The organism is Novosphingobium sp. TCA1 (assembly GCF_009811895.1).
GTDB lineage: Bacteria > Pseudomonadota > Alphaproteobacteria > Sphingomonadales > Sphingomonadaceae > Novosphingobium > Novosphingobium panipatense_A.
Genome location: NZ_BLJH01000041.1, coordinates 1 through 21,286, shown reverse-complemented (window position 1 = coordinate 21,286; position 21,286 = coordinate 1). Strand labels below are relative to the sequence as shown.

General features: G+C 62.0%; 14 protein-coding genes. 9 read left to right on the top strand and 5 right to left on the bottom strand.

Annotated features, from left to right (window positions below):
- Positions 1–303 precede the first annotated feature (303 nt).
- Both NTCA1_RS25245 and NTCA1_RS25240 read left to right on the top strand, forming a co-directional pair.
- Positions 304–1,806, top strand: a complete 1,503-nt coding sequence (locus tag NTCA1_RS25245) for a hypothetical protein (RefSeq protein ID WP_201282599.1) — start codon at positions 304–306, stop codon at positions 1,804–1,806.
- Entirely contained in the window at positions 1,803–2,957 is a 1,155-nt protein-coding gene (locus tag NTCA1_RS25240) for an acyltransferase (protein ID WP_159832188.1), read from the top strand. Before NTCA1_RS25245 ends, NTCA1_RS25240 begins: the two co-directional genes overlap by 4 nt.
- Positions 2,958–2,993: 36 nt before the next feature.
- Here the strand turns inward: NTCA1_RS25240 and NTCA1_RS25235 are convergent, their stop codons facing one another.
- Both NTCA1_RS25235 and NTCA1_RS25230 read right to left on the bottom strand, forming a co-directional pair.
- Positions 2,994–4,010, bottom strand: coding sequence for a LacI family DNA-binding transcriptional regulator (locus tag NTCA1_RS25235; protein ID WP_159832187.1), 1,017 nt, complete (start codon positions 4,008–4,010; stop codon positions 2,994–2,996).
- Entirely contained in the window at positions 4,007–5,272 is a 1,266-nt protein-coding gene (locus tag NTCA1_RS25230) for an MFS transporter (RefSeq protein ID WP_159832186.1), read from the bottom strand. The genes NTCA1_RS25235 and NTCA1_RS25230 overlap by 4 nt, the downstream gene beginning before the upstream one ends.
- Before the next feature lie 179 nt (positions 5,273–5,451).
- Here NTCA1_RS25230 and NTCA1_RS25225 point away from each other — a divergent pair, with 179 nt between their 5' ends.
- The 4 genes from NTCA1_RS25225 to NTCA1_RS25210 are packed head-to-tail and all read left to right on the top strand — an operon-like array spanning position 5,452 to position 14,245.
- Positions 5,452–7,917, top strand: a complete 2,466-nt coding sequence (locus NTCA1_RS25225; protein ID WP_159832185.1) for a TonB-dependent receptor — start codon at positions 5,452–5,454, stop codon at positions 7,915–7,917.
- 19 nt (positions 7,918–7,936) lie between these two features.
- A complete protein-coding gene (locus NTCA1_RS25220; protein ID WP_159832184.1) occupies positions 7,937–9,490 on the top strand; it encodes a tryptophan halogenase family protein in 1,554 nt (517 codons plus the stop codon).
- Positions 9,487–11,748, top strand: coding sequence for a beta-glucosidase (locus tag NTCA1_RS25215; protein ID WP_159832183.1), 2,262 nt, complete (start codon positions 9,487–9,489; stop codon positions 11,746–11,748). Before NTCA1_RS25220 ends, NTCA1_RS25215 begins: the two co-directional genes overlap by 4 nt.
- Before the next feature lie 31 nt (positions 11,749–11,779).
- Positions 11,780–14,245: an exo 1,3/1,4-beta-D-glucan glucohydrolase gene (locus NTCA1_RS25210; protein WP_159832182.1), complete on the top strand. Its 2,466-nt coding sequence runs from the start codon at positions 11,780–11,782 to the stop codon at positions 14,243–14,245.
- A 45-nt stretch (positions 14,246–14,290) separates the two neighbouring features.
- On the opposite strand, the gene NTCA1_RS25205 is transcribed toward NTCA1_RS25210, so the two are convergent.
- On the bottom strand, positions 14,291–16,474 hold the full coding sequence (locus NTCA1_RS25205) for a bifunctional diguanylate cyclase/phosphodiesterase (RefSeq protein WP_159832181.1): 2,184 nt from the start codon (positions 16,472–16,474) through the stop codon (positions 14,291–14,293).
- A 173-nt stretch (positions 16,475–16,647) separates the two neighbouring features.
- Positions 16,648–17,307, bottom strand: coding sequence for a glutathione S-transferase family protein (locus NTCA1_RS25200; protein ID WP_159832180.1), 660 nt, complete (start codon positions 17,305–17,307; stop codon positions 16,648–16,650).
- A gap of 138 nt (positions 17,308–17,445) precedes the next feature.
- Between NTCA1_RS25200 and dinB the strand changes: the two genes are divergently transcribed.
- Positions 17,446–18,543, top strand: a complete 1,098-nt coding sequence (gene dinB, locus NTCA1_RS25195) for a DNA polymerase IV (RefSeq protein WP_159832179.1) — start codon at positions 17,446–17,448, stop codon at positions 18,541–18,543.
- A 141-nt stretch (positions 18,544–18,684) separates the two neighbouring features.
- On the opposite strand, the gene NTCA1_RS25190 is transcribed toward dinB, so the two are convergent.
- Entirely contained in the window at positions 18,685–19,407 is a 723-nt protein-coding gene (locus NTCA1_RS25190; RefSeq protein WP_159832178.1) for a sugar transferase, read from the bottom strand.
- 78 nt (positions 19,408–19,485) lie between these two features.
- Here NTCA1_RS25190 and NTCA1_RS25185 point away from each other — a divergent pair, with 78 nt between their 5' ends.
- Together NTCA1_RS25185 and NTCA1_RS25180 are read left to right on the top strand one after the other, a co-directional pair.
- Positions 19,486–19,839 carry a hypothetical protein gene (locus NTCA1_RS25185; protein ID WP_159832177.1) on the top strand — a complete coding sequence of 118 codons (354 nt, stop codon included), beginning with the start codon at positions 19,486–19,488 and terminating at the stop codon, positions 19,837–19,839.
- Between the two features lie 54 nt (positions 19,840–19,893).
- On the top strand, positions 19,894–21,286 hold a 1,393-nt coding region (locus tag NTCA1_RS25180), incomplete at its 3' end, for an oligosaccharide flippase family protein (protein ID WP_159832176.1).

Here is a 21,286-nt window from a genome sequence, read left to right as displayed (position 1 = left end):
ATGAACAATTGCCGATCATCCTATCAGGTATAACTACGTATCAAGCCATCCAGTATAACCGGAGATCCATCGAAAATGACTTCATTTTCCACGCAAACGCTACGTCAAGACATCGAGTGCGACCGATTAGGAGGCAATTGAACTGCAGTCTATTGGCCGAGCGGATTAGAAGAGGTTGCCGCACAGGAAACGCCTGCCGTGCTGAGCGCGATATCGGAGCTGAGAAGATCGTGATAATTCCATCTGCGAAACGCCTCGGCTTGATACTAAATTATCTCAGTCAAGACTGACGACAAGCCGCCTATGAACGCCTTGCCGATCGTGCTGTTCTGGACCTTGGCCTTATGGGCCATGGCGAGCCGTCCGCACATCGCGCTCTATCTCTTTTTTGCAACGATGCCTTTCGGCGCCTGCGCGGCCATCCCCACGAATGCCACCGGCGGGCTAACCTTGGTGGCCACACCGATCATGGCCCTGATCCTGATCGGAAAAGCCTTCCTGACGCGTGGTGTCCCCGCCGCGTTCCTCACTCTTGCCCTCCGCCCGGACCGGCTGTTCTGCCTTTTCGCCTTCTGGATCGTAGCCAGCGTGACGACCCTGTTCATGCCTCGGCTTTTCATGGGTGATATCCTGGTGGTTCCGGTTCGGGGCGTTCTGAGCACGCCTTCGCCCCTGCAACCCACCACGCAAAATATTTCACAGTGGGTCTACATGACGATTTCGGTATTCACCGTTTTCGCCATGACCAGACTGCTGCAGAGTCCGGCCATGCGGCAGCACGCTCTCCAGGCGATCTGCCTGGGCGCCGCTGTACTGGTACTGACCGGAATAGTGGATTTCGCCAGCCAATACGTACCTATAGGTCGCTTTCTAGCACCGTTCAGGACAGCATCCTACGCCCTGGCGACGGACGTCGAAGTGCTCGGATCGAAACGCGTGGTAGGACTGATGCCGGAAGCATCGGCCTTCGGAAACTATTGCCTCGGCTTCCTCTGCGCGCTCCATTTCTACAGACGCGCCATCATTGATCACAAACTGCGCGATTGCCTGTGCCCGGTTCTTCTTCTGCTGCTGATCCTGCTGTGCTGGCAATCCAAATCCTCGGCCACTTACATAGGACTGGCCATGTTCTTCGGTATGGCCGGTTTTGAGTGGCTGCTTCGGGCCAATATGGAACAGTCCAGTACGGCCTTGTTCAAGCGAGGCCTGCTGGGGGAACTCTCCCTGCTGGTTATCGTACTGGTCACGATAACCCTGGCTCTGCTGTTCAGGCCCGGCCTTCTCGATCCGATACTGGCCATGATTGACCGGATGGTACTGCAAAAGACGTCTTCTCTCTCCTACGAGGAAAGAGGAATGTGGCGGTCGATCGCACTCTCCAGCCTCTTCGCCAGCAACGGCATAGGAATCGGCCTTGGGAGCACGCGATCGTCGAGCAGCATCATCGCCGTGTTGAGTGCCTCCGGCATACTAGGCGCCACGCTGTTCTACGCTTTCGCTGCGCAATCATTCTTCCGATCACCGCGCTACAAGACGCTGGAATCCCAGATCATATTGTCGGCATTCCGGTATTCCTATGTTCCCATGATCGTCGTTTCGCTCATGATTGCCGATGCCAACTTCGAGCCGCTCACCGGGTTCGGGTTCGCCATCACCGCGGCGCTTCACATCACCCTCTCTCGCCGACCGCAAACGGTGCTTTGGTCCGGCAAACCACAGTTGCCGGTTTCCAGCGAGGGTAACACTGCGGCACCGCGGGAATTTCATCCGTTCAGGAAAACTCTTTCACAAGACTCGCCACGATGAGCGACAGCGACATGAGATCTGCAAGCCACCAGCAGAATCGTTTTGACTTCCTCGACGAATTGAGAGGCATAGCCGCGCTCATGGTGCTCGTCTTCCATATCGGAACACGGACCGGGGCGCCGAACCTGGCCCCCCACGGTTATCTCGCCGTCGATTTCTTCTTCATGTTGAGCGGGTTTGTCATTGCTGCCGCCTATGGGAAACGCCTCGATAACGGCATGACCTTTCGAGAATTCGCAAGCCGTCGCCTGGCGCGAATGATGCCGATCGTGATCCTGGGAGCCGCCTTGGGAACCGCTTACGCCCTCGCCCGCTGGCTGGTCGCACCGGACCGCTCGGACAGCCTGCCCGAAATTCTGGCCAGCGCCGCGCTCAACGTGATGCTGTTGCCGAAATGTTGGAGCGGTCAGGCCACGGCCTGGGAAGCCTTCCCTGTCAACGGTCCGCTCTGGTCGCTATTTTTCGAAGTGATCATCAACGTCGTCTGGGCCGGTTTGCTGGTGCGCCTGGCACGCCCAGTACTGATCGTCCTTGCCATCGCGGCGATGGCCATGCTGATCACATTGGCGATCCGGCACGACACCATGGATCTGGGCTGGAGCATCCCGACAATGTCAGGCGGACTTGCCCGGGTGTCTTACGGGTTCCTGATTGGACTGCTGATCCACGCAATGCGCGGCCGATTGCCTTATCTTGGCCAAAGCGCCGCTTTCATGTCGCTCGCGCTGATCGTGGTCGCTCTGGTCATGCCGCTGCATTCGATCCGTTGGTCTTTACCCATGACCATCCTCGTCCTGCCGCTGGCGCTGATGCTGGCCGTATCGGCAGGACGCCAGAAAGTGCTGCCCGGCGCCAGCCTCCTTGGCGCCATTTCCTATCCTCTTTACGGTCTACACGTACCGCTTCTCGCGCTCTATTCGGGCGTCTCGGAGAAGTTAACCGGCAAGGAAGAAGCCGGATTCGAGGCCTATCTTACGCTGCCGGCCATTCTGATCATCGCCTTGCTGGCAACCAAGTTCTACGATTTGCCGGCGCAGCGCATATTTCGCCGCCTTCTGGAAAATGGACTTGAAGCCTCCCGCCCACATTCGGAACCAGACGCATCGGCGACCTCTCCCATCCGGTGCCCTAAACATTCCGAACGGTGCTGAAACTCGAAGCGCACCGGCGCCAAACATCCCCGCCAGTCAGATCGGCCCCGTGCTGCCGCGCAGAACGAGTTCATGCGGCAACATCAAGTGAGAACCCTCGCCCCCCGCCTTTCGCCTGAATTGCGGGTTCACCAGGATATCGACAGCCGCCGCCGCCATTTCGGCCTTGGGCTGGCGAACGGTGGTGACTTGCGGCCAAGCCGCGCGCGAAGAGGGTGCATCGTCGAAACCGCAGACGGACAGCTTTTCCGGCACGGCGATGCCATGCTTCATCGCGGTGATCAGCACTCCAAGGGCCATGTCGTCGTTCGAGGCGAAGATCGCGGTGGGGCGATCCGGCAAGGCGAGCAGCTTCTCCCCAAGTTCCATCCCCGTCCGCGAACTGAAATCGCCACGCACTACGCAGGCTTCGTCCACAGTAACCGCCGCCTTTTCCATGGCCCGGCGAAAACCTTCCTCGCGCCGTGCCGAGGCGCTGTGACGGATCGGCCCCTGGACGAAGCCGATGCGGCGATGGCCAAGCCCGAGCAGGTATTCTGTCATCTCCTGCGCCGCGAGCTGATCGTCCATGCGCACGGTGCCGGATGTGGGTGGGGCCACGCTCGGCGCGACCAGCACGGTAGGCAGCCCTGCCTCCGCGAATACGGCCATCAATGCCGCTTCGTCGCAGATCGGCGGGGCAACGATGGCGCCGTCCAACCGCAGCGCCGAGATGCTTCCGCGCACCTGATTTTCCCAGCCCGGGGCCGCCAGATCCACCGGCTCGACGACAAGGTGATAACTACGTTCGCGGCAGCCGATCAGCGCCCCGTGCTGGACATCGGCGGCATAGCCCGAAACGGGATCGTCGATGAAAAGCCCAAGCAGGTAGGAACGCGTACTGGAGAGACTGCGGGCAAAGGCATTGGGGCGGTAATCCAGTTCGGCCACCACCTTCTGCACCAATTCCCGCACTTCCGGCCGCACATGCGCTTCGCCGTTGATGACGCGCGAAACGGTCTTGGGGGAAACGCCTGCCCGCGCGGCAACGTCCTTGATCGTGACGATGCTCAAGACCGCGGCTCCCTCATTCCCATGCAATGGCGCGCGAACAGCGCAATCCCGACGTAGCATGCCGCCGGAAGCAGAAGAGCCTTGAGGAGGCCAACGGCATCGGCGGCGGCGCCAGTCAGGATCGGCACGACCGCGCCGCCGACGACCGCCATGCAAAGCCACATGGAGGCCAGCGGCGCCTTGCTGCTGTCTTCGGGCATCGCGAGAGCGTAGATCGTCGGATACATAATCGCGTTGCACAGGCCGACCGCGATAAGCATGCCCGCCCCGATCACGCCGGGCACGACAACCGCTGCCACCGTCAACCCGATCGCCGCCAGCGCCGCGCAGAACAGCAACCGCGTCTCGGCGATCCGCGTCATGAGCCAGGCCCCCATGAACCGCCCCACCATCGCACCTGCCCAATAGAGGCTGACCAGCCGTCCCGCGCTGACAGGCTCCAGCCCCAGTCTGCTCGGCAACATCAGGACATTGGTCATCAGCGTACCGATCGTCACTTCCGCGCCGACATAGAGAAAGATCGCCAGCGTTCCCCAGAGCAACCTGCGCTCGGCAAGCACGGCAACGATCTGCCTTCTCCAGTCCTTCGGCAGATAGTCGCCCATTCCCGAAGGCGATCCCGCCAAAAGCTGCCGGTGCGCGGCATAGAGCGTCGCCAGCATCGCCAGAACGGCACCGATGACGATGAAAGGTGCTGAAGCCGCCACATCCGCGCGTGCGCCGGGCGCGATGTCCTGTAGCAGGAACGGCGCGCTCAGCAGCGGGCCGAGCACAGTGCCCAGCGAATTGAACCCCTGCAGCAGGTTGAGCCGGAAAGCGGACCGGCGCGATGGTCCGAAGACCGTGACCACTGTGTTGGCGGCGATCTGAAGGATCGTCTGCCCTCCCGAAAGCAGCAACAGCGCGGCCAGCACCAGCAGGAATTCGCGCATGCCTTGCGCCAGTGCGAGTGCCAGGCAACCCGCGGCCATGATCGTCAACCCGGTCGCAATAGCGCGCATGTAACCGATTCGAACGACCGAAAGCGCGGCGGGCAGTGCAAAGAGCAGATAACTGGAGTGGAAAGCCAGTTGGACGAGCAAGGCCCCCTTGTAGTCCAGCACCAAGACCGACTTGAGCTGAGGCACCAGCAGACCGACGGACGCGCTCAGGAACCCACCGATGAAGAACACCCCGATCGACAGCCAGAACAGGCGTCGGGTCACCGATTCCCGTGTCTCCGGGGACCTGCTGATCGAAGGGGAAAGCGACATCGTGGACATCTATGGCACCCGAACGGCGAAGGCAATCGATTGGTCCCGCGCGACCCGCCACGCACGGGGACTATCTTCCGATCACTCCATTGGCCGATGTCTGACATCGATGTCAAATTGATGTTGACATCGATGTCAGACATCGGCCAATGGAGCCTCACAAGTACAAACACATCTGGGAGGATGAAATGACGAGGCACGATCTCGTCGCGAGCACCGCGCTCGCGGCTTGCCTGTTTTCCGTTTCCGCAACAGCGCACGCTCAGGATGCAGCCGCACCGGCGCAGCAGAGCGCGCCCGCCGCGTCCAGCGGGGACATCATCGTCACCGCCACGCGCCGCGAAACCACGCTGCAATCGACGCCTATCGCGATCTCTGCGTTCAGCCAGGAAACCCTGACCAAGAACGGCGTGAAAGACGTCACCGATCTGGCGCGCTTCGTTCCCTCGCTGCAGTTCAACCAGCAGGGTGACCAGTCGGCCGTGCTGCTGACCCTGCGCGGCATCGGCAACGACAGCGCTTATACCGAAGTAGCCGACCCTGAAGTCGCCATCTACATCGACGGCGTCTACTCGCCGCGCTCGCAAGGCGCTTCGGTACTGATGTACGACATGGAGCGCGTCGAAGTGCTGCGCGGCCCGCAGGGCACGCTGTTCGGCCGCAACGCCACTGTCGGCGCACTCAGCCTGATCTCGGCCAAGCCGAAACTCGGCGAATTCTCGGGCAATGTCGAAGTGGTCGGCGGCAATTACGACCGTCTCGGCGTGCGCGGCGCGATCAACATTCCCGTCACCGACGCCCTGGCCTTCCGCGTCGCCTTCGTCAGCGACCGGCATGACGGCTATGCCGACTATCAGCCCGCGCCGGACATCGTCGGTATCAACAAGTCGGCCTTCGTCACGTCGGGCAAGAAGTACTACGCCGCCGACCAGCAATCGGGCCGCGTCTCGATGCTCTGGCAGCCCAGCGACAAGTTCAGCTGGAACCTCTCGGGCGAAGGCTTCCTGGACAACGGCGCACCGGTGATCGGCCTGCTCCAGACCCCGCGCGCGGGCACCAAGCGCTGGTCCACGCTCAGCGATACGGCACCGGAAACCGATCGCTACTCGGTCGCCGTGCGCAGCACGATGAACTACGACATCACCGATGGCGTACAGCTCAGCTACATCGCGGGCTGGTCGCGGATCGGCGGCAGCACTCGCACCGATGCCGACGCGGGCGCCCTGCCCCCGACCGGCCAGGTCGATGCGGACGGCAACGACCTGCCGCTCGGCGCCTTCAACGAGAACGCCACGCTCTCCTCGCGCTATGACTTCCAGAGCCACGAACTCCAGCTCAAGTCCACCGGCGAGAACGATATCGACTGGATCCTCGGCGCCTATTACAGCCACGAGAAGAACAAGATCCGCTTCGATATCGACCAGCGCAACGGCTACCGCGACGGCACCTTCAGCTGGGCGGGCAGCTTCATCCAGGCCAACCGCCAGATCGACAGCCGCGCCGTGTTCGGCCAGGCCGTCTGGCATGCGTCGGACTGGCTGCGCTTCACCGGCGGCCTGCGCTATACCTCCGACAAGAAAGAGGACATCGGCGGCCGCAACGTGACGTTCTCGGGCGAAGGCTGCACCGATGCCGACAAGGCACCCGGCGGCGCCTGCACCGGTGGCATCTTCGGGGCATACCCGAACGCCACGGCCCAGGAACTGGTCGCCCTGCTGCCCGGCTTTTCGATCTCGAACAACGACGTGAAGGGCAAGTGGGACAAGCTGACCTACCTCGCCCGCGTCGATGCCGACCTGGCAGAGGACACGCTGGGCTATGCCAGCATTTCCACCGGCTTCAAGTCGGGCAATATCCAGGACAATGCCGGCCTGACCGATCCCGAGACGCTGACCAACTACGAAGTCGGCCTCAAGACCCGTCTGCTCGACCGCGCGGTGACGCTCAACCTGGCGGCCTACTATTCCGACTTCAAGGGATATCAGGTCAACCAGGCCGTCACCTTCCGCGACGATGAAGGCAACGTGGTGCGTAGCCAGATCGTGACCCAGAACGCCAAGGGCGCGAAAGCCTACGGTCTGGAAGGCGAACTCAATGCCACCTTCACGCCCCACGACCGCCTGAACCTTTCGGCCACCGTGCAGAAGACCAAGCTGGACGATCTCGAAAGCGTCGATGGCCGTCTCTACGATGGCGGCAAGGCTTCCTCGATCGTACAGCTCAAGGGCAACGAACTGGCCCATGCGCCGCGCTTCTCGGCGACGCTGAGCTACGAGCACGATTTCGAGCTGGCGAGCGGCGCGCGCATCACCCCGCGCTTCACCACCCACTACGAGACCCGCAGCTGGCTGAGCTACTTCAACGGCGATGCCAATCCCTTCGTGAATGCCAACGATCCCGCCGAAAACATGCCCGATCGCGGCACCAACGGCACCTCGTGGGACAAGCAGAAGGCCTACTTCCGCTCCGACGCCTCGATCCGCTTCGAGCCCGCGGACGGCAAGTATTCGGTCGAGGCCTTCGTCCAGAACATCGAGAACGGACATATCCGTACCGGTGCCGGTGCCTTCGGCGCGCCGCGCTACGATCCGGTGTTCCTCTCGAACCTCCAGCCCCCTCGCACCTGGGGCGTCCGCGCCCGCGCGAGCTTCTAAACGGCTGAAAGGATAGAACATGACGACCGACTACCCCTCCTCCGGTCGCGTCGTCATCCTGGGCGGCGGCACGGCCGGATGGCTGGCCGCCGCCTACCTTTCCCGCACGCTGAAGATGCGCGACATCTCGCTGGTCGAATCCAGCGAGATCGGCATCATCGGCGTGGGGGAAGGAACGTTTCCCACGATCCGCACCACGCTGGCGGGCCTCGGGATCAGCGAGGCGGAATTTTTGGTCCGGGCCGACGCCACCTTCAAGCAAGGTGTGCTGTTCGACGGCTGGGCCACCGGCAGCGACAGCTATTTCCACCCCTTCAACCTGCCCATCGGCGGTGAGGACGAGGCGCTCCTTCCGCACTGGATCGCTGAGGACAGCGCGGCACGCCTGCCCTGGGCCGACGCAGTCACCGTGCAGGAACAGGTCATCCGCGCAGGGCGCGCGCCGAAACGGGTGGAAGACCCCGATTTCTCCGGCCCGATGAACTATGCCTATCACTTCGACGCGGCCCGCTTTGCGGACTATCTGCGCGACATCTCCGCCGCTGCCGGGGTAACGCGCATCGAAGGCCTGGTGGCACAAGTCGAACAGGCCGAGGACGGCGATATCGCCGCGCTCGTGCTGGCGGACGGTCGCCGCGTGGAGGGCGATTTCTTCCTCGACTGCTCGGGCTTCCGCGCCCTGTTGATCGGCCAGACTCTGGGCGCAGACTTCACCTCCTGCTCGGAAAGCCTGTTCAACGACCGCGCCCTGGCCATGCAGGTCCCTTACGCTCGGCCCGGCGCCCCGGTTCGCCCCTATACGCTGGCAACCGCGCATGACGCAGGCTGGACCTGGGATATCGGCCTCACCGAGCGCCGCGGCGTGGGCTATGTCTATTCCAGCAGCCATTGCTCGGACGACGAGGCGGAAGCGACCCTGCGCCGCTATCTGGGCCATGAAGGCGACAGCCTGACCCCGCGCCAGCTGCGCTTCGAGACCGGCTACCGCCAGACCCAGTGGATCGGCAACTGCGTCGCGGTAGGCCTTTCCGCCGGGTTCTTCGAGCCGCTGGAATCGACCGGCATCATGCTGATCGAGGCCGCGCTCAAGATGGTCGGGAAGTTCCTCGTACCCGGTGAGCGCAGCGCCCGCGAAGCCGCCGCGCGCAGCTTCAACCGGCTTATGGCCGCGCGCTTCGAACGCATCGTCCACTTCCTCAAGCTCCACTACTGCATCACCCGCCGCACCGACACCGCCTATTGGCGCGACAATGCCGATCCGGCCTCGATCCCCGAAGCCTTGCAGGACATGCTGGCCCAGTGGCGCCACCGCCCGCCCTCGCGGTTCGACTTTGTGGTCGATCTGGAGACGTTCCTGCCGCCCAGCTACCACTACATCCTCTACGGCATGGGTTTCGAAACCCGACTGGCCGCGGGAATCCAGCGCTATCCCGGCGCGCAGGAAGCCCGCGAGGTCTTCGCCCGCGTCCGCGCCGCCCATGCCGGTGCGCGCGGCGCCCTGCCCGACCACCGCGCGCTGCTCGATCACTATCACGCCCGTTTCGCCCCCCCGCTCGACAAGGTTTCCAGATGACGAAGAAAATTGCCGCCCTGCTTGCCGCGCTGACGCTCGGCAGCAGCATGACCGCGCCTGTCCTGGCGCAGCAGACCGCCAAGACCCAGGCAAGCCAGTCGGCCGAGGCGCGCGCGGATGCACTGGTCAAGGCCATGACGCTGGAAGAGAAGCTCCAGCTCGTCCACGGCTACTTCCCGCCGCTGGCCAAGCCGGTGCCGCCGATCGCGATGATCCCCTCGGCAGGGCACATCCCCGGCATCCCGCGCCTCGGCATCCCCACCTTGCGCGAGAGCGACGCCAGCCTCGGCGTCGCCAACCAGATCGAGCAGCGCAAGGGTGACGTCGCCACCGCGCTTCCCGCCAGCATCGCCACCGCCGCCACCTTCAACCCGAGGCTCGCCTTCGAAGGCGGCGCGATGATCGGCGCCGAAGCGCGCGCCAAGACGTTCAACGTGCTGCTCGCGGGCGGCGTCAACCTTACCCGCGATCCCTGGAACGGCCGCAATTTCGAATATCTAGGCGAAGACCCGCTGCTGGCCGGTGTCATGGTCGGCGAGCACATCAAGGGCGTGCAGAGCAACCACATCGTCTCCACCATCAAGCATTTCGCGCTCAATTCCCAGGAAACCGGCCGCACCGTGCTCGATGCCAGGATCGGCACTGCACAGCTGCGCGAGAGCGACCTGCTTGCCTTCCAGCTCGGCATCGAGGCAGGCCAGCCCGCTTCCGTCATGTGTGCCTACAACAAGGTCAACGGCGACTATGCCTGCGAGAACGACTGGCTGCTGAACAAGGTCCTGAAGCAGGACTGGGCCTACAAGGGCTGGGTCATGTCCGACTGGGGCGCGGTCCACTCGACCGAGAAGGCCGCCATCAACGGTCTCGATCAGGATTCCGGGCAGGAACTGGATGACCGGATGTTCTTCGACACGAAGTTCGCAGAAGCCGTCAAGGCAGGGCGCATACCGATGTCCCGGCTCGACGACATGGTCCGCCGCATCCTCTTCGGCGTGATCGATAGCGGCCTCATGGACAACCCCGTCCCCGAAAGCGCGCAGCCGATCGACTATGCCAGGCACGCCGAAGTCGCCCAGCGTACGGCGGAAGAAGGCATCGTCCTGCTCAAGAACGAAGGCAACCTGCTGCCGCTGGCCAAGAGCGCGAAGAAGATCGTGCTGATCGGCGCGCATGCCGACGTGGGCGTGCTTTCCGGCGGCGGCTCGTCGCAGGTCCGTTCGGTCGGCGGCGCGCCGGTCGAAATTCCACTGACCAAGGGCGCCGCTGCCTCCTTCGCGCGGATCACGTGGCATGCTTCCTCGCCTCTCAAGGCGATCCAGGCCCTCGCACCGGGTGCCAGCGTGACGTACGTGGACGGCAGCGATCCCAAGGCCGCCGCCGCGGCCGCAAAGGGCGCCGACGTGGCCGTGGTCTTCGCCTGGGCCTGGCGCACCGAAGCGCAGGATCCCGAAAGCATGGCCCTGCCCGAAAACCAGGACGCGCTGATCGATGCCGTCGCGGGCGCCAACAAGAAAACCCTGGTCGTCGTCGAGGCAGGCGGGCCGGTGCTGATGCCCTGGGTGAGCCGCGTGCCCGCGATCCTGCAAGCCTGGTATCCCGGCCAGCGCGGCGGCGAGGCGATCGCCAATATCCTGTTCGGCGATGTCGATCCCTCGGGCCGCCTGCCGATCACTTTCCCCGTCGCCGTCAAGCAGGCGCCCCGCCCCGAGCCGCTCGGCCTTGCCGAACTCCGCGCCGCCGAGACGCGCCGGGATGCAGGCGACAAGACCGTCTACGGCATGAGCGGCGGCGTTGCCCCCTTCACCGTGGAATACCCGGAGGGCGCAGACGTCGGCTATCGCTGGTACGCCGCCCGGAACCAAAAGCCGCTGTTCCCCTTCGGCTACGGCCTCACCTACACCAGCTTCCGCTATGCCAACCTCAAGGTTTCGGACGGCGTCAGACTGACCGTCGAATTCGACGTCACCAACAGCGGCAAGCGCGTGGGCGCCGATGTGCCCCAGCTCTATGTCGAGGCGAAGAGCGCGGCCGGCACCAAGGCCTATCGCCTCGCCGGGTTCGAGAAAGTCCGGCTCCAGCCCGGAGAAACCCGCCATGTCGCGCTCACCGTCGATCCGCGCGTCATCGCCCGCTTCGACAACACAGCACCGGGCTGGATCGTCGATGCCGGCGCCTATCCGCTGCGCGTCGGCCATTTCGCCGGTGACGCCGCACTGGAAGGCTCCGCCCGGCTCGACCGGATGACCGCAAAGCCCTGACCGCCACTTGCGCTCCACAGGAGACCCACCGATGCGCCCCTTCCCGTCCGCTTCCCTGACCATCCTTGCCCTGGCGCTCGCCGGTACGGCCGGGGCGCAATCGGCAGCGCCCTCCCCGGTCGCCAATCCCGCGATCTGGCCCAAGGTGAACGCTCGGCCGCAGCGCGATCCGAAAGTCGAGCAGCGGGTGGACAGCCTGATGCGGGCAATGTCCGTGGAGGACAAGGTCGGCCAGCTGATCCAGGTGGACATCGGCTCGATCAAGCCCGCCGACGTGCTGACTTACAAGATCGGCTCCGTCCTCAACGGCGGCAACAGCGGCCCCTATGACGACGAATATGCCCCGCCCGCCAAGTGGCTGAAGCTTGCGGACGCGTTCTACGACGCCTCGATGACCCGCAGCGACGGTCGCCCGAAGATCCCGATCATCTGGGGCACGGACTCGGTCCATGGCAACAACAACATCGTGGGCGCCACGCTCTTTCCCCACAACATCGGCCTGGGCGCCGCGCGCGACCGCGACCTCATTCGCAAGATCGGCGAAGTGACCGCGCTGGAAACCGCCGCCGCCGGACTCGACTGGACATTCGCGCCGACTCTGGCCGTGGTCCAGGACGATCGCTGGGGCCGCACTTACGAAAGCTACGGCGAGGAGCCGGAAATCGCCGCCGACTATGCCGGGGCCATGATCGAAGGCGTGCAGGGCAAAGTCGGCACGAAGGGCTTCCTCGCCCCCGATCACCTGATCGCCACCACCAAGCACTTCCTGGGCGACGGCGGCACCGGCGGGCGCGACCAGGGCGACACGCAGGTTTCGGAACAGGTTCTGCGCGATGTCCATCTCGGCGGCTACCCCGGTGCCATCGAGGCCGGCACCCAATCGGTCATGGCCAGCTTCTCCAGCTGGAACGGCGAGAAGATGAGCGGTAACAAATCGCTTCTGACCGGCGTATTGAAGGAGCGCATGGGCTTCGACGGCTTCGTGGTCGGGGACTGGAACAGCCACGGTCAGGTCAAGGGCTGCACCAACGAGGACTGCCCGCAGGCGATCAACGCCGGGCTCGACATGTTCATGTATTCGGGGCCGGGCTGGAAGCAGCTCTACGAAAACACCCTGCGCGAGGTGAAGGACGGCACGATTCCGATGGCCCGTCTCGACGATGCCGTGCGCCGCATCCTGCGCGTGAAAGTCCGCGCCGGCACGTTCGACCGAGGCCGCCCGTCTAGCCGCGCGGTGGCGGGCAAGTTCGAGCTGATTTCCAACCCCGCCAGCAAGGTGATCGCCCGGCAGGCCGTACGGGAATCGCTGGTGCTCCTGAAGAACGAAGGCGTGTTGCCGCTGAAGCCGAACGCCGAGATTCTCGTCGCGGGCAAGGCCGCCGACAGCGTGAGCCAGCAGGCGGGCGGCTGGTCGATCACCTGGCAGGGCGCCGATCTGCCCAACTCCGCCTTTCCCAATGCCACCTCGATCTGGAAGGGCATCGAAGACACGGTGCAAGCCGCCGGAGGCACCGCCACTTACGCACCGGACGGCACATTCGCGAAGAAACCCGACGCCGCTATCGTCGTCTTCGGCGAAACGCCTTATGCCGAATTCAAGGGCGACATCCCCAATCTTGAATACAGCCCCGGCGACAAGCCCGATCTGGCGATGCTGAAGCGCCTGAAAGCAGCGGGCATTCCGGTGGTCGCCGTGTTCCTCTCCGGCCGTCCGCTCTGGGTTAATGCCGAACTGAACGCCGCGGACGCCTTCGTCGCGGCATTCCTGCCCGGCAGCGAGGGCGGCGGGGTAGCCGACGTGCTGTTCTCCAAACCGGATGGCACGATCGATCACGACTTCAAGGGCAAGCTCGGCTTCTCGTGGCCCAAACGGCCCGACCAATATGTGCTGAACCGCCGCGATCCGGACTACGATCCACTGTTTCCGTACGGCTACGGGCTTTCTTATGCCCAGCCCGGGAAAGTCGCGAAGCTCGACGAGGCGCGCCCCGCAGGCATGGCGGAGGCGACGCCCGGCGTATTCTACGGCACCGGCCGCACCCCGCCGGGATGGCAGATCGATACCGAACTGGTGAAGCAGGGCGGCATCGACCGCCGCGCGCAGGAAGATGCCCGCCTCTTCACCTGGAGCGGTAATGCGACCGGCCGCGTCGCCATAGTCGCGCCCCGACCGATAGACCTCTCGCGCGAAAGCAACGGCGAAATCAGCCTGGTGATCGAGTATCGGATCGACGGCCAGCCGACGGGACCGGTGACCCTTGGCGTGGAAAGCGGCGGCAAGGTCACTGGCGTCCCCCTCACGGCCACGCTTGCCAAGGCCGCTCCGGGAACCTGGTCGCGCTTCGCGATCCCGCTGCAATGCTTCGCCGGTCGCGGCGCCGACATGCATACCCTCACCGCGCCGCTGGTGATTTCCGCAACCGGACCGCTTTCGCTCGCGATTTCCGACGTGAAGCTGGACTACGTTTCCATGCCGATGAATGCCTGCGGCGACTAGGCCTTGAGGTTTCCCGGAGGAATAGGACTCCTCCGGGATGGACCTTTATACCGCGCCCAGAACCGGCTCACCCGTGCGGTAATCGACGATGGCCGCAACATTGTTTTGGAGAGTGACAAGGTTCTGCGCGGCGATCCTGGCCGGTGCCGGTTTCCCGAACTGATAGCCCTGGGCGAAATCGCATCCCCATTTGCGCAAGGTGGCCGCTTCAGCAATTTCCTCGATGCCTTCAGCCACCACGTCGATGTTCAGCTTGTGGCAGATGTCGATCACGCCCTGCACCAGCGTCGCGCTGCGCTTCTCGATCAGGCGCCCGCCGCGCACGAAGCTCTGATCCAGCTTCAGACGGTGGATTTCGAACTCCGAGAGATAGCTCAGGGACGAATATCCGGTCCCGAAATCATCCAGCGCCAGAATGTAACCCCGGTCGCGCAGGCCCTGAAGGTTGGCGTGAACGGTCGGCGACTTGTTGAGCAGGACGCCCTCGGTAATCTCGAAGCCGATCGACTTGGGAGCAACCTCGAAACGCGCACGGTTGAAGTCGATCTGGTCGAGCAGCGCCGGATTTTCCAGCTGGAGCGGCGAAAGGTTGATCGAGGTGCGCAGATCCGGCCAGCGGCGACTGTCTCGGAAGGCCTGCTGGATGATCCAGGCGCCAAGCTGGGGCATAAGGCCCAGCTTTTCGATGACGGGCACGAACACCGCCGGCGTATCCTTGGCCCCGCGCTTCAGGCGAAGAAGAGCCTCCACGCCCGCGGGCTTCATCGTGCCGAGATTGATGATCGGCTGGTAGAACAGCTCGAACCCCTCGTCCTCGATCGCCTTCTTCATCCGCGCCTCAAGGCCCTTGCGGCTCTTGAAAGCTTCTCCGAGGGCGGGATCGTAGACCACATGCCGTGCCGTGCCCGCCGCCTTTGCGGCGCCCAAGGCGATATCCGCATGGCGCATCAGTTCGCTGGCGGTATGTCCATGTTCGGGCGCAGCGGCGACGCCGGCGGAGATCGTCACCGACAATGTCGCACCCTCACGGCCGCTGCGGCTGACGACAATGCCCGTCGAACGGGGGCCGAGTTCGAAAACGTCGGAATTGCCGACCACCAGAACCGCGAACTCATCTCCGTCCAGACGCGAAACCAGGCACTGGGAGCCCTGGAATTCCTTGACGAGCTGCCTGCCGAAATCACGGATGACTTCGTCACCGACCCGGTGCCCCAGTTCCTCGTTGATCGCACTGAAATCGTCGATATCGAGCAGGATCAACTGGCAGGCCTGGGAGCCGGCGATCTGGTCGAGCTGCCGGATGAACGTCGCGCGGTTCACCAGGTCGGTGATCGGGTCGAAAAGCTCAAGATAGCGTGCCCGCTTCGAATTCGATTCGGCTTCGTCGCGAAGATTGCTGGCACGCTGGGCAATCATCAGGAACAGGCAAAGCACCGCCGCACCAATCGCCAGGGTTGCCGGGATGACGTATTTGCGGATGGCTTCCCCGGGCTTTGCAGGATGCCACGCAAGGCGTCCCAGCGAGGTGCCGTCCGCAGCCGAAAGGCCGACGCTGCGCATGCCGGTCGGCACGGCAGCACGGGGACTCAGCGCCGTAAAGCCATCCAGCATCAGGGTACTGGCCCAGCGATTTAGCAGGGCGTCATCGAGATAAGTGACGGTGACGAGCGCGAGCGGCTCTCCCGATGCCGGAAGCGGTGATACCGCAACGACGACAGGCTCACCGCGCACCGCAGCGATTTCCGCCCTGCTCTTCGGCTCGCTATCGGCCTTTTTCGAACTTGCGGCTCGTTCTTCGCGCAGGGCACCGACAAGACTATTTGCGGCGCCCTGCATCTGTTCGAGATCGTCGGCATCCGCACGTCCGCCCTTGGTGTAGCCGTAGATCGCGCCCGAACGCGTCACGATGGCGACGGCCTTGTTGGTTTCCGTCGATACGGTCGGGCGGCCCAGTTCGTTGTCCAGCCAGGCACCGGCCTCGTCGGGCCCGAGTTTGGCGATCTGGCGAGCGGGCTCCAGACGCGCGCTGATCGCCGAAGCCTGCGCAGCCGCCCCTGCCAGGGTACGCGAAACGGTCTTTTCGACCTGTTGCTGCTGTCGATTAGCGGCAATCCGATCCATCGACTGCGAGGTAAGAAACAATGCCGCAGAGCCGCCCAGCGTCAGTCCGAGAAGACCGACGACCGCGATCACCCCGCGGTGGCCCGCTAGTTTCTGGCCGTTAAGCATGCGCGATCCCTACCTGGCGTCCCGAGACATTGCCCTTGAACCCACTGCATTAACCTGACTTCGTCAACAAATCGCAACCGAACCGCCAGCGTCGGGAAATATTTTCCAAAGGATGCGCGAGGACCTGCATAGCCCTAATTTAGACGGAATTTCGCGGGAACGGACGCCGAGGCTCAACTCCTTTTTCGGGCCGAGGCCGCTTCGAACACGGCAAGCTGGTCGGCAAAGGCGCGCCGATAAGCGGGCCGCGCCACACCGCGGGAAACATATGCCGTGAGATTGGCCCATTCCGCCAGGAGGTGCGAATTGCCCAGCCGGCTCAACACAGTCACCATCAGCAGGTCTGCAGCACTGAATGCGCCTTCAAGCCATTCACTCTCCCCCAGCCACGCCGACAGCTGTTGCAACCGATCATGTACACGCCCCTCCAACATGGGCAGCCTATCTGCATGCCATGGCTTTTCGCGTTCGAGCACCGTGGCCATCGACCATTCGAAGACGGGAGGCTCCACCGTGTTGAGCGCCGCAAACATCCAGGCGACAGCCCGCGCCCGCGCATTCGGGTCGACGGGGAGCAGGCCAGTCCGGCTCTGCGCCAGATGCAGAACGATTGCGCCCGATTCGAACAGGACAAGACCGTCGTCCACATAACTCGGGATCTGTCCGAAAGGCTGGAGCGCCAGATAGTCCGGACGCTTCATCTCCTCGAAGGAAAGCAGCCGCACATCATAAGCCAGCCCCAATTCCTCCAAGGCCCAGCGAACACGCATGTCGCGGGCGAGGCCCCGCCCACGGTCGGGAGAATCTTCGAACGCTGTGATCGTTATGCTCATGGCAAACCTGCGCTTATCGTAGGGCTCGATAGTATCACGCATCCGAAGATGGCAGGAAACGCCATTTTCCCCGCTTGACCCACCAATCGGCGCAGAAAGAAAGTTCCATGTTTGTTCCAATAATGCTAAACATGATCCATGGCCGATGCATCAGAGAGAAAGATCATCCACATCGATATGGACGCCTTCTTTGCGTCGGTCGAACAGCGGGATGATCCGTCGCTCAGAGGCAAGCCGGTTGCCGTCGGCCACGGCGCAGCCAGAGGTGTAGTAGCAGCCGCCAGCTACGAAGCGCGTAAGTTCGGCGTCCGCTCTGCACTGCCTTCCGTCACAGCCTTGCGACGCTGCCCGGAGCTCATATTCGTCCCGCCCCGATTCGATGTTTACAAGGCGGTGTCGCGGCAGATCCATGCGGTTTTCGCCGACTATACCGATCTTGTTCAACCACTCTCGCTTGACGAAGCCTATCTCGACGTCACAGCCAACCAACGCGGGCTTCCCACAGCCTGGAAAACGGCGAAAGAGATCCGGGGCCGCATTCTGGAAGAAACCGGACTGACCGCTTCAGCCGGCATTTCCTACAACAAGTTCCTCGCCAAGCTCGCCTCCGACCAGCGCAAGCCCAACGGACAATTTGCGGTCACGCCGGAAATGGGCGCAGAATGGGTGGAAACGCTGCCGGTAAAGCGTTTCCATGGCGTCGGCCCGGTTACCGCCGCAAAAATGCAGAAACTGGGCATCGAAACCGGCGCAGACTTGCGCGCAAAGTCGATGGATTTCCTGCAACGGCATTTCGGCAGTTCCGCTGAATGGTATTTCCGCATCGCCCGGGGTATCGATGAGCGCCCCGTCAACCCGGACCGAGAGCGCAAGTCCTCAGGCTCCGAAACCACTTTCGATCGTGATCTCCTGCTCGACACCGAAATCGAAACCGGAGTGATCGGCCAAGCGGACGACGTCTGGGCATGGTGCGAGAGGGCGCAAGCTTTCGGACGCACGGTGACACTCAAGGTCAAGTATTCCGACTTTCAGATCGTTACCCGCAGCCGGACAAGCGCTTCCGCCATAAGCGGTCAGGAAATCCTGCGCAGAACGAGCCTCGAATTAGTCCGTTCGCTCCTGCCGACGGAGAAGGGCATACGTCTTGTTGGTGTCACGGTATCGAATTTCGATCGGCCCACGCAAGAAGAGACACTGCCACTTTTTGAGACAGCGACGGCGCAAGAGACTGCCTGATCATCAGACATATGCAGAGGGAATCAGCGCTGCGCCATACCGCCTGCAGAGTTAAATCCAGCGCATGGAAAATCTACAGCGCTCATTACGCGTCGCCGATCGAGAAACCTGCTGCGGGTGGGTCAGGGCCTGCCTGCTCAATCAGTAGGCTCCCTTGGAAAGCAGCACCACCGGCACCGTCTTGGCAAGAAGCCAGACGTCGAAGAGCACACTTTTACGCATGACATAAGAAACATCCATCGTGATGCGGCGATCGTAAGATTCATCGCTTCTGCCGCTCGTCTGCCAGACGCCGGTCAGGCCAGGGCGGACACGGCAATAGTGCTCGAAGCAAGCCCCGTATTTCTGTACTTCCTGCTCAACGATGGGTCGTGGGCCGACAATGCTCATTTCACCACGAATAACATTGATGAGTTGCGGAAACTCATCGAGACTCAACTTGCGCAGCACCGCACCGAGACGTGTAACTCTTGGATCATTCCGCAATTTGCGTGTCGCTTCCCATTCCATTCTTGCCAATACCGACGAACGCAGATGAACCTCAAGCACGGCGTCACTATCGACACGCATGGTTCGAAATTTCAGGCAGTGGAAATACCGTCCTTGATGGCCAATGCGACGATGCCGATACAGTATCGGCCCTGTATCTACGAGATAGATCGCCGCGGCAAGCGCAGTCATAAATGGCAGCATAAAACCCAGGATCACGACGGCTGTGATGATATCGAACAGCCGCCATATCGTCGCTTCCAACACCGTTACGGTTCGAGGCAAGTTCGCACGCACCACGCCAGCGTCAAATAGCTCGATCCGCGTTGGATAGATCGCGCGCAAACCAGCATTCGATACGTGAGCATTCCCCATGTGCCGTTCCTGTCGTGCCTATGCACGCCCCCATATGATCGTTGTCTGGAAAATACGCCCTACCTTCGGCACTGCAACATGAAGAAATTCCGTTTTGGAGATCATTGCGGTTTGAGTTTGCAATTATTTATTCAATATATTCTCAAATACTCCACTCATTATCTCATCATTAACACCTGCCAGTCTCATGGAAAAATGCGTGAAAATTGTGCGACCATTTTCGATAAATTCGCGCTTTTGCATCCAAAACGACCCCATCTCTATCCCTTCACAACATACTCGGTGATAGGTCTGCTCAGCAAGTATGACAGCATCAGCCATCTCGGCGATGTTGGCCTTGCTTGCGAGAAAGGGCAGATCATTGTCGGAAAGAAAAGAAACGGCCTCGGAATTGCTGGCGCACTATCGCGGAGCCATGTTCTTCCGTACTAAAGCTCTCATGAGCGAAAATATTCTCTTTACCAAATAAAACGCTGATAGCTTTTTATGACCACAGCAATATTGTCGCACAACGCCCTAAGCTATGCCCGAACCCGCGGTGGCCTGGCCCTTTTCGCCTTCACGGCAAGAGCGCTGGAGCAATTTTCGACGCTTGTCATGACCCTCCTCGCCGCACGATTCCTTATTCCAGCAGAATTCGGGATATTCAGCCTGGCCAATGTCTTCATAATACTCATACAGACCTTGACTTATACCGGTATATTTCAATTCATTCTGACATCCAAAAGTGAAGATCCCGAAGTAATTTCAACCAGCTTCTGGATGATATTGCCTCTGGTCGGCGGCGCATCGGCACTTCTGATTCTACTCGCATATCCGCTGGAATTATTGTTTGAGGCGCCGGATCTTGCACTTGTCCTGATCCTGCTTGCCATGGTCCAACCGGCGGCTGCGCTCGTCGCCTGGTCATCAGCGACTTTGCTGCGCCGCAAGGAAGTGACACGCAATTTCAGGTTCGTCTTTCTCGAAAACCTCGCGGCTCTTGTCAGCGGAGGACTGCTGCTATGGTACTGGCATTCCCTTTTTGCGCTGGTCGCCGCCCGCTATGCCCGCATCGCATTCGGCACAGCGCTGTTCATACTCGGCGGTCGCACCTGGCCCCGCCTCGAATTCAGCGCGGCTTTGGCCAAAAAGGCTTTGACCTTCTCCAGCAGCCTCTATGGATCGCGCTTTCTGGCTTTCCTGTCCCGCTATGCGGCTGATCTGCTGCTAGGCCTGTTCCATTCGCCCACAACCTTAGGGCTCTATCGGTTCGGGAATCGCATCGCCACGGGTGCTACAGACATCCTAACCCAGCCGATGAGCAATTTTGCCTCCAATCAATTGGGCAGCGCCGCGCGGCATGATCGAGATTTATCACCCATGCTCGCGCAGTTTTCAGGTACTATAGCATTGCTTACGGGGATGGTCGGCGCGGTTATTATCGTATTTGGCGGCGACCTCATTTCGCTACTGTTCCAACCATCCTATCTGGCCGCACTTGTCGTGACTTATGCCATGGGCCTGCGTGGTATTGCCGGCATAGGCCAGATGCTGATTGAGCCCACTTTCGCAGCTCTGGATCGTACGCATTGGGTGATGATCTATAACTTCGTCACCGCGATCGCCTCGATCGTCGCCATGGCGGCGGCGGCTCCCTTCGGGATCGAGATATTGGCCTGGAGTCAGACAGCCATGGTCCTGTTGAGTACCATGTGGGCCTTCCACCTCATCCGCTGGAAAGGCGGCGTCCAAATCGGTCCGGCACTGCGAAACTTCGTCATAGCCTCCTTACTTGCGCTCGCATTCGGAGTCACGATCTACGCGCTGCGACAAGGCGGCCTAGGCCGTGTTGACAAAAGGGATTCCCAAGCGGGCCGGGTTCTGATTCAAGACTGCT